Here is a 13,129-nt window from a genome sequence, read left to right on the forward strand (position 1 = left end):
CACCCCCCTTAAGTCCCGCCCGCCGCAACTGTGGGTATGGACGAAGTTGACGACATCGAGGAGCTCAAACGGGGCACCGACCTCGTGAAGCGCGGCTTCGCGAAGATGCAGAAAGGCGGCGTCATCATGGACGTCGTGAACCGCGAGCAGGCCCGGATCGCCGAGGACGCCGGCGCCGTCGCGGTGATGCACCTCGAGGCCGTGCCGGCGGACATCCGCAAGCGCGGCGGCGTCGCGCGGATGGCCGACCCCGGCGAGATCGCGGAGATCACCGACGAGGTGTCGATCCCGGTGATGGGGAAAGTCCGGATCGGCCACCGGAAGGAGGCCGAGATCATGGAGGCCGCGGGCGCCGACATGGTCGACGAGAGCGAGGTGCTCACCCCGGCGGAGGAAGAGTACCACATCGACAAGCGGGGCTTCACCGCACCCTTTGTCTGTGGCGCTCGCAACCTCGGTGAGGCGCTCCGGCGCATCGACGAGGGCGCGGCGATGATCCGCACCAAGGGCGAGGCCGGCACCGGCGACGTGAATCAGGCGGTCCACCACCAGCGCAACATCAAGAGCGCGATCCGCAAGCTCTCCGGGATGAACTACGAGGAGCGCGAGATGTGGGCCCGCGAGCACGAGGCGCCGCGGGATCTCGTACACGAGACCGCCGACCTCGGTCGGCTCCCGGTCGTGAACTTCGCGGCCGGCGGGATCGCGACGCCCGCCGACGCCGCGCTGATGATGTACCACGGCTGCGACGGCATCTTCGTCGGCTCGGGGATCTTCGGCGCGGAGAACCCCGAGCAGATGGGCAGCGCGATCGTCGAGGCCGTGAACAACTGGGACGACCCCGAGGCGCTGCTGGAGATCGCCTCCGACGCGGGCGGCGGGATGAAGGGCGAGTCGAACGTGGATCTGCCCGAGGAGGAGAAGCTGCAGGGCCGCGGGAATTAGCTGGGTCGGTTCTTTTTGTCGTACTTGATGTGGGCGTTCGGTTTGGCTGAAAGTGCGCGGCAATACTCGATAGTCTTGGCTACTGAAATAGCGACCGCAACAGCATCTCGGTGCTAGACCACTTGCGACCGCAGGGTGCCGGACACAGGGTCCGGCACAGCACCGAATCCCCACCCCTCCCCCGCGCGGCGGCGACCGGTGCCGTCATCAGAAATCTCCGATTTCTGATTGGCAGACGAGAGCTTCGCTCTCGTCGACGGCCGCGCGGCGTCCACCGCTACCGCACCGCTGTGGCTGTCGGCGCGCGACGTGAGCAGGGCGAGACCGGCGGTCTCGCTGGCCGTGCGGGCGACGCGTGGGTCGCCCGCACGACGCCTCCGTGGGCGAACGAGCGCGCGGGGTCCTCGCGAGTGAACCGAGCGAGGGCACGAGAGAGCTTCGCTCTCTCGGAGGACGACCGACTGAGCGAAGCGAAGGAGGGAGTCGGCTGGGGAGGATTGAGGGCTGTGCGGGGCGGTGCTGTCGCAAGAGGTCTAGCTCACTCCGCGGTCCTGTTCGTCCTGAAGCCAGCAAACTCCGGGTCTCCGGTACAGAATCGAAAGAACGTCAAAACACTCTACAAACTCTAGAGATCCCACAATTTCTAGAATGCAAGTGAACTCTACCCTGTTTCGACCGCTCACAACGTACTCCCGAAAACACCACTACCGACCCGCAAACATCCTTCGACCGCAAAAACTCAGAGTTCGACGCCCGGCGGGATGAGGCTCCGCTCGCGGAGGAACTCCCCGTCGGCGTCGTACACGAGGAACGTCTCCTTCTCGTACTCCACCATCTCTTCGCCCTCGATGGAGACGATCACGCGGTAGCCGCCCTCCTCCTCGGCCTCGACGTACGCCCGGGCGGCCTCGATGAACCGCAGCACGTCGTCGGACTCTTCGTTGAGTTCGAGCACGTACTCCCCGGTCACGCGGTTCGTGACGGCGACGACGCCGGGAACCACGTCGTCACTCCCGAGCTCGTCCTGCAGGCGGAACGCCACGTCGACGTCCTCGCCGTCGAGCAGGTCGCCGTCGGCGTCGCTGAGGCGCTCCCGGAGGGTCTCCCCGGGCCCACTGAAGTCGATCTCGACCAGCGGCTGGGCGGGCTCACCACCGTCTTCCGCCCAGTCGACGTTCGTCACGTCCAGTTCGAAATAGTCGCGCCTCATTCGATACCGGACAGTTAGCGACGGGCACCTAAAACCGTAACGCCCGTGTGCGGCCGGGAGTCACTCCGGTTCAGGCTGACGGCCAATGGAGAAAAGTACGCCCGGGCTCCAGTGTGGAACATGGTCTCCCGCTCCCGTCGCAGTTTTCTCCGGGCGAGCGCCGCCACAGCCGCGGTCGCCAGCGCGGGCTGTCTCGGCCGATCGAGTCCGGCTGAGGACGCTGCACAGCGCCGGATCGACCAGCGAACGACGCCGCCCGCCGGAACGTGGCCGACCGGGGACTACGGCGCACGGAACACGCGCGACAACCCCGAGGCGTCGCCGCCCCGCTCGACGCCGACGGGCGAGTGGTCGGTCCCGCTCCCGGGCGTCGTCTCCTCGGTCGTCGTCGGCCCCGAGTTCGTCTACGCGAGCTCCGGCGAAGCGACCGTCGCGGTCGCGCCCGACGGCACCGAGCAGTGGCGCGTCGAGTTCGGCGGCGGCCTCGCGTTCGTCGCGGGACGGCTGTACGTGAGCGCGGACACGCTGGTCGCGCTCGACGCCGACTCCGGAGAGGACGTCTGGCGAGGCCCCGAAGGCATGGAGCCCCAGTTAGTTCACGAGTCGAGCGGGACGGTGTACGTCACTGAACGGGAGCAGCTCCGGGGCCTCCACGCCGACTCCGGCGCGGAGCGCTGGCGAATCAGCACCGCTCGCTACCCCCGGCTCGTCGCCGGCGAGGGACACGTCGTCGTGCTCACTGGCGACCGCGTTCGCTTCTTCGAACCCGGAGAGGTCGAGACCGGGCCGTTCCGAGAACCCGCGCCCCGGGTCGTCGAGACGCTCGAGCCGGGCTGGTACCCGGAGATCGTCTCGGTGACGCTGACCGACGGGGCGTTCTACCTCGGCCAGTTCGGCGACAGCGTCGCCGACCTGGACGCGACTGCCCGGCAGTTCCACCGCATGACCGACGACGAACGCTGGGTGACACCGTACGACTGGAGCGGCGTGAGCGCGCTCGCAGTCGACGACGAGCGTGTCTACGGGGTTTCTTATCACGCCACGCTCGATCCCTTGGAGTCCTCAGTGGTCGCGCTCGATCGGGAGACGGGGACCGAGCAGTGGCACGACGACGGCGAACTACTCGGGACGCCAACCGTCGGCGGCGACGTGGTCGTCGCCGGCGGCGCCCACCCGGGCTCGCCGAGCGTCTGCGTCTCCAAGGGTGACGAGGAGGAGTCGGCCGGAACCCCGGCGGAGGGGACCGCGACGGAGGAGACGTGTTCGGAGGGCGAGCCGACGGCCGAGTCGGGCGTGCTCCGCGCGTTCGACGCCGCGAGCGGCGAGCGACTGTGGACAGTCGAGCCCGGCGCGTCCCACGGGAGCTACCCGCTCGCGCTAGTCGGCGATCGCGTCTACTACGGCGACGCCGCCGGCGTCCACGCCCTCGGCTGACTGCGCGTGTGCTCCGAGGCACTGGCTGCCGCCGGTTCCGCACGTCGCCGGGGAGGGTGTCGAGGCTCACGGTTTCTGGTTCTGAAACCGTGCGGTCCGGATTATGGGGCCGGGCCGACTAGTCGACGGTAACGATGGCAGTGATCGAAACGCGCGACCTCACGAAGCGCTACGGCGACATGGTGGCCCTCGACGGCCTCGACCTCACGGTCCGGGAGGGGGAGGTGTTCGGCTTTCTCGGGCCAAACGGCGCCGGGAAGTCGACGGCGATCAACATCCTGCTGGGCCTGCTGAGGCCGACATCGGGGAACGGCCGTGTCCTCGGCCACGACGTTCGGTCCGAGTCACGCGAGGTGCGCCGTCGGATCGGCATCCTTCCGGAAGGGTACAGCACGTACGACCGACTGACCGCGAGGGAGCACCTTGACTACGCGATCGCGGCGAAAGGCACCGACGACGACCCGGACGCGCTGCTCGACCGGACTGGTCTGGCCGCCGAGGCACGCGACCGCCCGGCCGGCGAGTACTCGAAAGGGATGTGTCAACGGCTCGCGTTGGCGATCGCGCTGGTCGGCGACCCCGATCTCTTGATCCTCGACGAACCCTCCTCGGGGCTGGACCCGTCGGGGATGGCGGACGTACGCGAACTGGTTCGCGAGGAGGCCGCCGACGGCACGACGGTGTTCTTCTCCAGTCACCTCCTCCCGGCGGTCGAGGCGGTCTGTGACCGGGTCGGGATCCTGCGGGGCGGTCGGCTCGCGACGGTCGACACCGTCGACGGGCTTCGGCAGACGCTCCGGACCGAGTCGACGCTGACGCTCCAGGTCGACGCCGAGCCAAAGATCGATCTCGCCGACATTCCCGGCGTCTCGACCGTCACGACGACCGACGGTGAACTCCAAGTTACCTGTACGGATCCCGCGGCCAAGGCGATGGTGATCAGTCGTGTCGCCACGACGACGACGGTCCGGGACGTGACGATCGAAGACGCGTCGCTCGACGACCTGTTCGAGACGGTCACGGCGAGCGACGGTTCGGTCCCCGAGGGCCGCCCGCTGGAGGTGGACGCGTGACAGCGAGCGTCCTTCGGATCGCCCGCCACGACTTCCTGAACGTGCGTCGGTCACGGCTGCTCTGGGGGGTCGTCGCCGCCTACGCGATGTTCACTGTACTGCTCGTGATCTCGGGAGCCACGAGCGACATCACGGGTGCGACCCAACTGCTCGTCGGGGTCACGGGCGTCACCGCCGTCGTGCTCCCCGTGGTCGGCATCGTCGCGGGCTACCTCGCGATCGCGGGCGAGCGCGAGGACGGGACGATTACCTACCGACTCGGCCTCCCCGACAGCCGGCTCGCCCTCGTCGTCGGGAAGCTTCTCTCCCGGGGAGCGACCGTCGTGCTGGGTCTCGGCGCCGGCTTCGCGGTCGCGCTCGGGCTGGCGTTCGCCATGTTCGGCTCGGTCGACCCTGGCGTTTTCGGACGGTTCGTCGCGATCTCGACGGTGTTTGCACTGACCAACGCCGCGGTCGCGGTGGGGCTGTCGGCGCTTTCGTCGTCCCGGGCCCGCGCGATGACCCTCGCGGGTGGGTTCTACGTCGTCGGGGACGTGCTGTGGCTGATCGGCAGCGGCTACGTTGTCGACGCCGTCGAGACCGTCGGGGGTGTCGTCGGGGTCACGGTTTCCGCACGCGAGGCCGCACTCGTCACCGCGCTCAGCCCGGTCGGCGCGTATCTGGAGGCGATGGAGCTGGCGTTCGCGCCCGCCGAAGCCGCTCGCGCCGCCGACGCAGTCCCGTGGTTCGGCTTCGGGATGTTGCTCGTGTGGGGCGTCGCCGTCCCAGCAGTCGGCTACTGGCGGTTCCGGACGGCCGAGTTGGCCTGATGCCCCGATCGTCGCCGCCGTGTGTGTCGGGTGATTTAACAGACGACGGCGACAGTTCCCGGAGGATGGACGAGGAGGATCTGGGGGCGATCGCCTCGTTGATCGAGGACGAGTACGCCAGAGCCATCCTCCGCCACACGAGCGAACAGCCGCTCTCGGCCAACGAACTGATGGACCGTTGTGACGCCTCGAAAGCCACCACGTACCGACGTATCGATCGACTGCGGGAACACGACCTGCTGGAGAGCTACCAGGAGTACGACCCTGAGGGCCACCACTACGAGGTGTACGCGGCGACGCTCGAAGAGCTCAGCGTTCGCCTCGACGACGGCGAGTTCGTCGTCGAACTCGACCGGACCCGTGATCCCGCCGACCGCATGACCGATCTGCTCAACCAACTCAGATGATCCCCCTTCAGCTCCCCGAACTCGGCGCCGCTGTCGGCGTTCTGTTCTTCGTCGGCTCGATCGTCTCGATCGTCGTCGGCGGAATCGTCGGCTACCGGGCGCTCCGTGGGTACCGACGGACCCAACAGCGATCGCTCCTCCTGTTCGGTGTCGGGCTCCTACTGTTGGTGTCGGTCTCCAAACTCGTCAACATCGGGCTCTCGTCGATGCTGTCGTCGACGGCGCTGATCGGGCCGGCAACCGAACTGTGCCGCCTCGCCGGCGCGGTCGTCCTCACCTACGCAATCTATGACCGCTGAACACATACCCACCGCTGAGTACACCCCCGACGACCGTACCGGTCCCCGAACCCACCGGCGGCGCCGATCCGTTGGCGCGGCGTTCGGGCTGGTGTTCGGCCCGCTTCAGGGCGTTTCCGTCGAACAGGGTGCTACCTCGCCGGTCGAGACTGCACTCCTGCTCGGGCTCGCCGCTGTCGGGGGGTTTCTCACTTATCAGGCGATCCGTGGCTACCGTCGCAACGACGACCGCTCGATGCTGCTGTTCGGCGCCGGCCTGTTCCTGTTGACGGTGGGCCACGCCGGACTCAAACTGTTCTTGGCGCTCGGTGTCCCCCTCGTCGCGGGCGACAGCCCGGCGTTCGTCTTCGCGGTGGCGTCGACGAGCCAGGCCGTTGACATCGTGGGGCTGGTCGCGATCTTCTCCGCGATACTCCGGTGAGTCGGCCGGTCCGAGTCTCATCGCCGAGGGCGCACATATTTAAGTCCGCCCGGCCGGTAGCTCAGATAGCTACGGATGTCGGGGGAGTTCATCGACGGGTCGAATATCGAAGACACGCTCTCGGGGCTCAAGCGTCGGATCTCTCGAACGGTGGAGATGCTCCGTGGCTCCGAGCTCCAGACCCGTCCGTTCCGCCCGGGTGAGGACGGCCCGCTGGCCAGCTTCGACGTGCCGGAGGGCCACGAGGAGGTCGACCGCTACTGGGTCAACGCCCCCTACGCCTACGTGGTGATTACCCACGACCCGGAGGCGAGCGAACACCAGTACTACGCGGTCGAGCCGGACTTAGACGAGTTCGAGACGCTGCTGCTGCGTCGGGTCGTCGAGGACATCCGGGACCCGCTGCTGTACCGTGCGGCTCGCACCGACGCCGACGAGGAGACGCTGCGTGAGGAGCTCTCGGGGCTGCTCGAACAGTACGGCGTCGAGGCCGACATGGGGACGTTCCACGCGCTGCTGTACTACCTCCTGCGGGACTTCCGCGGGTTCGGAAAAGTCGATCCCCTGCTCAACGACAACCACATCGAGGACATCTCGTGTGACGGCTACGACCTGCCGATCTTCGTCTACCACGACGACTACACCGACATCGAGACGAACGTCTCCTTCGAGGCGGAGGCGCTGGACAACTACGTAATCCGGCTGGCCCAGCAGTCCGGCCGCCACATCTCCGTCGGCGACCCCATCGTCGAGACGACGCTGCCCGACGGCTCCCGCGCCGAACTCGCGCTGGGGGAGGAAGTGACCCCCCGGGGGTCGGCCTTTACCATCCGCCAGTACGCCGAGGAGCCGTTCACACCGATCGACCTGATCAAGTACGACACGTTCACGATCGGCGAGATGGCGTACTTCTGGCTCTGTATCGAGCACAACAAGTCGCTCATCTTCGCCGGCGGGACCGCGTCGGGGAAGACCACGTCGATGAACGCCGTCTCGATGTTCATCCCGCCGCGGGCGAAGGTGCTCACCATCGAGGACACCCGCGAACTCTCGCTGTACCACGACAACTGGCTCTCCTCGGTCACCCGCGAGCGGCTGGACGAAGGGACCGACATCGACATGTACGACCTCCTGCGCTCGGCGCTACGACACCGCCCGGAGTACATCGTCGTCGGCGAGGTGCGCGGGGCGGAGGCCGTCACGCTGTTCCAGGCGATGAACACCGGCCACACCACGTTCTCGACGATGCACGCTGACTCGATCGAGACGGTCATCAACCGTCTGGAGAACGAGCCGATCAACGTCCCCCGGGCGATGGTCCAGAGCCTCGACATGATCTCGATCCAGGTGCTCACCCGGAAGGGCGACGAGCGCGTCCGCCGGGCGAAGGCGATCGGCGAGATCGGCGGCATCGACCAGCGGACGGGCGAACTCGACTACTCCGCGGCGTTCACGTGGGAGGCCGACACCGACACGGTGCGCCGACAGGACTCCTCGCTGCTCGAGGACATCCAGGACGAGCGGGGGTGGAGTCGCTCGGAGCTGCTCGCGGAGATCCGGGACCGCGAGCGGTTCCTCGAGTTCCTCCTCAAGCGCGGGATCACCGACTACCGGGCGTTCACGGCGCTTATCAACGAGTACTACGCCCACCCGGAGCGAGTGATGGAACGGGTCGAGAGCGCCGACGTGGAGCTCTCGGCGGGCGAGGAGCTCGCCGACACGGTGGAGTGAGATGCTGTGGGTGCTGCCGCTGCTGTTCGCCGCCGCGCTGCTGGCGCCCCTGCTGGCCGAGCAGCTGAGCCAGGGGACGAACCTCCTGCTCTCCCGGGTCTCGCTCTCGCTGTTCGGCGACTACGTCGCCAACGAGAGCCCGCGCAAACAGGACCAGCAGTCCCGACTGCGGGCCGCCCACGTCGAAACCACCCACCGCGTCTACGCCGCACGGACGCTGCTGTACAGCCTGCTGTTGGGGATCAGCGGCAGCATCCTCGGCGTCTACGGCGCCGCGGTGCTGCTCTGGGTGCTCCGGATCAGCGGCGACACTGTCCGCGCACAGCTTCCGACCGCGCTGGCGTTCCTCTCGAATCTGACCCGGGTGACCGAGCTCGGACTCACGAACCTGTTCGTGCTGTTGTTCGTCTCCAGCGCGACCGTCGGCACCGCGCTCGCGTTCGGTACCTACTACTTCCGGTGGGCGATGCTGGACGAGCGGGCGGACAACCGCGCGAGCGAGATCGAGGCGACGCTGCCCCGGACGATCGCGTTCATCTACGCGCTGTCACGGTCGGGGATGGCGTTCCCCGCGATCCTCGACACGCTGACCCGGAACCGCGACGTGTACGGCGAGGCGGCCGTCGAGATCGGCGTCGCCGTCCGGGACATGGACACGTTCGGGACGGACGTGCTGAGCGCGCTCGACCGGATGGCCGACCGCACGCCTAGCGAGGGGATGGAGGAGTTCGGCGAGAACCTCGCCTCGGTGCTCGGCTCGGGGCAGTCGCTCTCGAACTTCCTCAAGGATCAGTACGACCGCTACCAGGAGGAGGCCGAGGCCCAGCAGCGCCAGTACCTCGACCTGCTGTCGACGTTCGCGGAGGCGTACGTGACGGTGCTGGTCGCGGGGCCACTGTTCCTCATTACGATCCTGGTCGTGATCGGGCTGGTGTTGCAGGAGACCCTGGACCTGCTGCGTGTGGTGGTGTATCTCGGCATCCCGCTGTCGAGTCTCGCCTTCATCGCCTACATCAACAGCTCGACGAAGACGATCAGCGAGACGCTGGGACAGGACCGCACCGAGATCCCCTCGATCGAGATCAGCGGGATCACCGACACGCCCGAGGGGGTGCTGCCCGACGGCGGCGGGGCGATGCCGCTCGCCGAGGGGGCCGGCGTCGACGACGAGTGGGAAGCGAGCCGCGAGCGCCTCGAACTGTACACGAAGTTCGAGAGCGTGCTCGGATGGCTCCGCAGCCCCGGGGAGTTGGTGCTCCGCAACGCCGAGTACAGCTTCCTCGTCACGGTCCCGATCGGGCTCTGGTGGGTCGGCCTCCGGTCGGGTGCGGTGCCGCTCGCGCCGGTCGCGGCGCTCCGGACGATCGACACGCCGCTCGTCGAAGCGATCCTGTTCGCGACTGGCGTGTTCGCGCTGCTGTACGAGATCAACAAGCGGCGGGTGAAGGCGATCGAGCGGGTGATCCCGGACTTCCTCGACCGCCTCGCGAGCGTCAACGACGCCGGCGTGAGCATCGTCCAGAGCATCGAGCGGCTCACGCGGTCGGATCTCGACGCGCTGGGGCCGGAGCTCCAGCGGGCGTGGGAGGACGTGCGCTGGGGTGCCGACGTGCGCGCCGCCTTCCGCCGGATGGAGCGCCGGATCGACTCGCCGATGATGACCCGCGCGACGGTGCTGATCACCAACGCGATGACCGCGAGCGGGGAGATCGCCCCCGTGCTGGAGATCGCCGCCGACGAGGCCCGCGCGAGCCGCCGACTCCAGCGCGAGCGCCGACAGGAGATGCTGACGTACCTGATGGTTATCTACATCTCCTTTTTCGTGTTCATCGGGATCGTGTTCGCGCTCTCCTCGTCGTTCATCCCGGCGATCGACAGCGCGAACCTGGGCGGTGCGAGCGGCGGCGGACTCCCCGGCGGCGTCTCCTCCAGCGTGTTCGCCGGGCTGGGGAGCGTCGACACGTCCGCCTACACCCTGCTGTTCTACCACGCCGCCGTGATGCAGGCGATCTTCTCGGGACTGGTGGCGGGCCAGCTCGGCGAGGGGTCGCTCGCCGACGGCGCCAAACACGTCGTCGTTCTGCTGACGCTGACCGTGATCGCGTTCCTCTTCCTGTAGGCGTCCGTTCCGCAGATATGCCCCACGCCGGCCACACGTACGATCGCATCGCCGCCCACTTCTCGAAGACCCGCGAGCACGCGTGGCCGGAGATCGAGTCGTTTCTCGACGGCCGTACGGGTGAGCTCGGACTCGACCTCGGCTGCGGCAACGGCCGCCACGCCGAGGTGCTCGCCGACCACGCGGCACGCGTCGTCGGCGTCGACGCCAGCACGGGGCTGCTTGCGGAAGCCACCGAGCGCACGGCGGAGCGGGGGTTCGACGCCGACCTCGTCGCCGGCGACGCCGCGGCGATCCCGCTCCGGACGGACACCGTCGATCTCGGCGTCTACGTCGCGACACTGCATCACCTCCGGCCGCGGGACCGCCGCCTCGCCAGCCTCGACGAACTGGCTCGCGTGCTCACGGCCGGCGGCCGCACGCTCGTGAGCGCGTGGTGCACCGAACACGACCGTTTCAGTGAGGAGGAAACGGACGGCTCGGGGCTGGACACGGAGATCGACTGGACGCTGCCCGGCGGCGAGACCGTCGGGCGGTTCTACCACGTGTACGACCCCGCGGAGTTCGAGGCGGAGTTGGAAGCGAGCGAGCTTGAGCTGATCGAGTGGGAGCTCTCCAGCGGGAACTGCTACGCGGTCGTCGGCCCGTAGCCGCCGCCGTCGCGCTTTTCCCCCGCTCGCGCGTAGCGCCGACAAATGGACGCCGCCATCGTGACCGTCGGCGACGAACTGCTGACCGGCGACACCGAGAACACGAACGCGACGTGGCTCTGTGCCCGCCTCGACGACCGCGGCGTGGACGTGGAACGGGTGACGACCGTTCCGGACCGCGTCTCGGACATCGCTCGGGTTGTCAACGAGCACTACGCCGAGTACGACGCCGTACTCGTCACCGGCGGGCTCGGCCCGACCCACGACGACGTGACGATGGAGGCCGTCGCCGCCGCGTTCGGCCGCGAGGTCGAACTGCACGAGGAGGCCGTCGCGTGGCTCCGCGAGGAGGGCGGCTACACGGCTGAGGATCTCGTGACCGGGACCGCCGAACTCCCGGCCGGCGCGCGACCGTTACACAACACCGAGGGCGTGGCGCCGGGCGCCGTCGTCGAGTCCTGTTACGTGCTTCCGGGCGTCCCTGCGGAGATGCAGGCGATGTTCGCGGGCGTCGTCGAGGAGTTCGACGGCGAGCAGACGTACAGCGAGACCGTCGAGACGCCCGAGCCCGAGAGCGCGCTGCTCGACCGACTCTCTGAGGTGCAGGACCGCTTCGACGTGAGCATCGGCTCCTACCCCGGGGAGACGGTGACGCTGAAGGTCACCGCGACCGAGCCCGAGACCGCCCGACTGGCGGCCGGGTGGCTGGCCGATCACGTCGAGCCCGCCGACGCCAACGGGTCGTAGCTACCGGTAGAACGCCAGCGTCCACGCCGCGGTCAGCGCGATCGCGAGCACGAGTCCGACGGCGCCGGTCAGCGCCGGGTCGAGCGAGACGCCCTCGACTGCCGTAGCCTGAAGCATACCCCCGCGTTCGACTGGCCGGCGCTTAGCTCTGGTGGTCCGTGGCGTCGCCCTCGCCGCCTCCGGACCCGTTTTCCCCCTGCCCGCCGAAGCCGGAGTATGCACGTAGGTTTCGTCCTCAACCCAATCGCGGGCATGGGCGGCCGCGTCGGCCTGAAGGGGACTGACGGGAAGGTCGCCGAGGCCCGCGCTCGCGGCGCGGAGCCGCGCGCTCCCGACCGCGCCGAGCGCGCGCTGACGGAGCTCCGGGAGCGCCTCCCCGACGCCGAGATCTCGACGTGGGGCGAACCGATGGGCGAGGAAGCTGTCCGTGCGGCGGGGTTCGAGCCCGCTGTGCTCGGCCGACCGGACGGCGAGGAAACCGGCTCCGATGACACGAGCACGGCTGTCGCGGCGTTCGTCGACGCCGGCGTCGATACGGTGCTGTTCGTCGGCGGCGACGGCACAGCCGCGGACGTGGCCGAGGCACTGGAAGGGACGGACACGCCGATGCTCGGTATCCCCGCCGGCGTGAAGGTGTACTCCTCGGTGTTCGCAGTCTCGCCGGAGGACGCCGCCTACATCGTCGCGAGCTACGAGCGCACGGAACGCCGCGAGGTGATGGACATCGACGAGGACGAGTACCGCGAGGGCGAGGTGAACCCCGAACTCCGGGCGGTCGCACGAGTACCCGTCGCGGAGGCGATGCAGTCCTCGAAACAGTTGGGCGGCGGCACCGTCGACGCGCTCGCGGAGGGCGTCGCTGACGACATCCGCGCGGAGCCCGGGAAGACGTACGTTCTGGGGCCGGGATCGACGGTCGGGACGATCAAAGAGGAGCTCGGCTTCGAGGGGTCGCCGATCGGCGTCGACGTGTGGCGCGACGGCGGAGTGGTGGTGGAAGACGCGACCGAGCAGGAGATCCTCGACGCGCTGGGCGAGGAGAACGTGATCGTCGTCTCGCCGATCGGCGGGCAGGGGTTCGTGTTCGGCCGCGGGAACCCACAGCTCTCCCCGGCCGTGATCCGGCAGTGTGACGTGACGATCGTCGCCTCACGGGCCAAGCTCGACGGCGTGAACGTGCTGCGGGCCGACACGGACGATCCGGAGCTGGACGAGGAGCTTCGGGGCTGGTGGAAAGTGCGGGTCGGGAAGTTCGAGACGCGAATGATGAAGCTCGTCTGAGCC

General features: G+C 68.4%; 13 protein-coding genes. 12 read left to right on the top strand and 1 reads right to left on the bottom strand.

Going from position 1 to position 13,129, the window contains the following annotated elements; all coding sequences use genetic code 11:
- The first annotated feature begins 36 nt into the window (after positions 1-36).
- Positions 37-945: a pyridoxal 5'-phosphate synthase lyase subunit PdxS gene (pdxS, locus tag BN1959_RS07580; protein ID WP_053948078.1), complete on the top strand. Its 909-nt coding sequence runs from the start codon at positions 37-39 to the stop codon at positions 943-945.
- Positions 946-1,684: 739 nt separating this feature from the next.
- Here the strand turns inward: pdxS and BN1959_RS07585 are convergent.
- Complete coding sequence (locus BN1959_RS07585; protein ID WP_053948079.1) at positions 1,685-2,155, bottom strand: DUF5793 family protein; 471 nt, start codon at positions 2,153-2,155, stop codon at positions 1,685-1,687.
- 120 nt (positions 2,156-2,275) lie between these two features.
- Here BN1959_RS07585 and BN1959_RS07590 point away from each other — a divergent pair, with 120 nt between their 5' ends.
- The 11 genes from BN1959_RS07590 to BN1959_RS07640 all read left to right on the top strand — a co-directional run bounded on the left by BN1959_RS07590 (position 2,276) and on the right by BN1959_RS07640 (position 13,126).
- A complete protein-coding gene (locus BN1959_RS07590; RefSeq protein WP_053948080.1) occupies positions 2,276-3,589 on the top strand; it encodes an outer membrane protein assembly factor BamB family protein in 1,314 nt (437 codons plus the stop codon).
- A gap of 134 nt (positions 3,590-3,723) precedes the next feature.
- Complete coding sequence (locus BN1959_RS07595) at positions 3,724-4,662, top strand: ABC transporter ATP-binding protein (RefSeq protein ID WP_053948081.1); 939 nt, start codon at positions 3,724-3,726, stop codon at positions 4,660-4,662.
- Positions 4,659-5,471: an ABC transporter permease gene (locus BN1959_RS07600; RefSeq protein WP_053948082.1), complete on the top strand. Its 813-nt coding sequence runs from the start codon at positions 4,659-4,661 to the stop codon at positions 5,469-5,471. Before BN1959_RS07595 ends, BN1959_RS07600 begins: the two co-directional genes overlap by 4 nt.
- A 65-nt stretch (positions 5,472-5,536) precedes the next feature.
- Positions 5,537-5,878 (top strand): winged helix-turn-helix domain-containing protein, encoded by a 342-nt coding sequence (locus BN1959_RS07605; RefSeq protein WP_053948083.1) that lies wholly within the window; start codon positions 5,537-5,539, stop codon positions 5,876-5,878.
- Positions 5,875-6,177, top strand: a complete 303-nt coding sequence (locus tag BN1959_RS07610; protein ID WP_053948084.1) for a DUF7521 family protein — start codon at positions 5,875-5,877, stop codon at positions 6,175-6,177. The genes BN1959_RS07605 and BN1959_RS07610 overlap by 4 nt, the downstream gene beginning before the upstream one ends.
- Positions 6,167-6,598 (top strand): DUF7521 family protein, encoded by a 432-nt coding sequence (locus BN1959_RS07615; protein ID WP_053948085.1) that lies wholly within the window; start codon positions 6,167-6,169, stop codon positions 6,596-6,598. Before BN1959_RS07610 ends, BN1959_RS07615 begins: the two co-directional genes overlap by 11 nt.
- Positions 6,599-6,673: 75 nt before the next feature.
- Entirely contained in the window at positions 6,674-8,329 is a 1,656-nt protein-coding gene (locus tag BN1959_RS07620) for a type II/IV secretion system ATPase subunit (protein ID WP_053948086.1), read from the top strand.
- Between the two features lies 1 nt (position 8,330).
- On the top strand, positions 8,331-10,448 hold the full coding sequence (locus BN1959_RS07625; protein WP_053948087.1) for a type II secretion system F family protein: 2,118 nt from the start codon (positions 8,331-8,333) through the stop codon (positions 10,446-10,448).
- 17 nt (positions 10,449-10,465) lie between these two features.
- Complete coding sequence (locus BN1959_RS07630; protein ID WP_053948088.1) at positions 10,466-11,098, top strand: class I SAM-dependent methyltransferase; 633 nt, start codon at positions 10,466-10,468, stop codon at positions 11,096-11,098.
- Positions 11,099-11,143: 45 nt separating this feature from the next.
- Positions 11,144-11,845, top strand: coding sequence for a competence/damage-inducible protein A (locus BN1959_RS07635; RefSeq protein ID WP_053948089.1), 702 nt, complete (start codon positions 11,144-11,146; stop codon positions 11,843-11,845).
- Between the two features lie 216 nt (positions 11,846-12,061).
- A complete protein-coding gene (locus tag BN1959_RS07640; RefSeq protein WP_053948090.1) occupies positions 12,062-13,126 on the top strand; it encodes an ATP-NAD kinase family protein in 1,065 nt (354 codons plus the stop codon).
- The last annotated feature ends 3 nt before the right edge of the window (positions 13,127-13,129 follow it).

It is taken from the genome of Halolamina sediminis (assembly GCF_001282785.1).
Classification (GTDB): Archaea; Halobacteriota; Halobacteria; order Halobacteriales; family Haloferacaceae; genus Halolamina; species Halolamina sediminis.

What these genes read in the sequence shown, in the direction of transcription:
- pdxS (WP_053948078.1), top strand. Translation starts at nt 37, where the DNA reads ATGGACGAAGTTGACGACATCGAGGAGCTCAAACGGGGCACCGACCTC.
- BN1959_RS07585 (WP_053948079.1), bottom strand. Translation starts at nt 2,155, where the DNA reads ATGAGGCGCGACTATTTCGAACTGGACGTGACGAACGTCGACTGGGCG.
- BN1959_RS07590 (WP_053948080.1), top strand. Translation starts at nt 2,276, where the DNA reads ATGGTCTCCCGCTCCCGTCGCAGTTTTCTCCGGGCGAGCGCCGCCACA.
- BN1959_RS07595 (WP_053948081.1), top strand. Translation starts at nt 3,724, where the DNA reads ATGGCAGTGATCGAAACGCGCGACCTCACGAAGCGCTACGGCGACATG.
- BN1959_RS07605 (WP_053948083.1), top strand. Translation starts at nt 5,537, where the DNA reads ATGGACGAGGAGGATCTGGGGGCGATCGCCTCGTTGATCGAGGACGAG.
- BN1959_RS07610 (WP_053948084.1), top strand. Translation starts at nt 5,875, where the DNA reads ATGATCCCCCTTCAGCTCCCCGAACTCGGCGCCGCTGTCGGCGTTCTG.
- BN1959_RS07615 (WP_053948085.1), top strand. Translation starts at nt 6,167, where the DNA reads ATGACCGCTGAACACATACCCACCGCTGAGTACACCCCCGACGACCGT.
- BN1959_RS07620 (WP_053948086.1), top strand. Translation starts at nt 6,674, where the DNA reads ATGTCGGGGGAGTTCATCGACGGGTCGAATATCGAAGACACGCTCTCG.
- BN1959_RS07625 (WP_053948087.1), top strand. Translation starts at nt 8,331, where the DNA reads ATGCTGTGGGTGCTGCCGCTGCTGTTCGCCGCCGCGCTGCTGGCGCCC.
- BN1959_RS07630 (WP_053948088.1), top strand. Translation starts at nt 10,466, where the DNA reads ATGCCCCACGCCGGCCACACGTACGATCGCATCGCCGCCCACTTCTCG.
- BN1959_RS07635 (WP_053948089.1), top strand. Translation starts at nt 11,144, where the DNA reads ATGGACGCCGCCATCGTGACCGTCGGCGACGAACTGCTGACCGGCGAC.
- BN1959_RS07640 (WP_053948090.1), top strand. Translation starts at nt 12,062, where the DNA reads ATGCACGTAGGTTTCGTCCTCAACCCAATCGCGGGCATGGGCGGCCGC.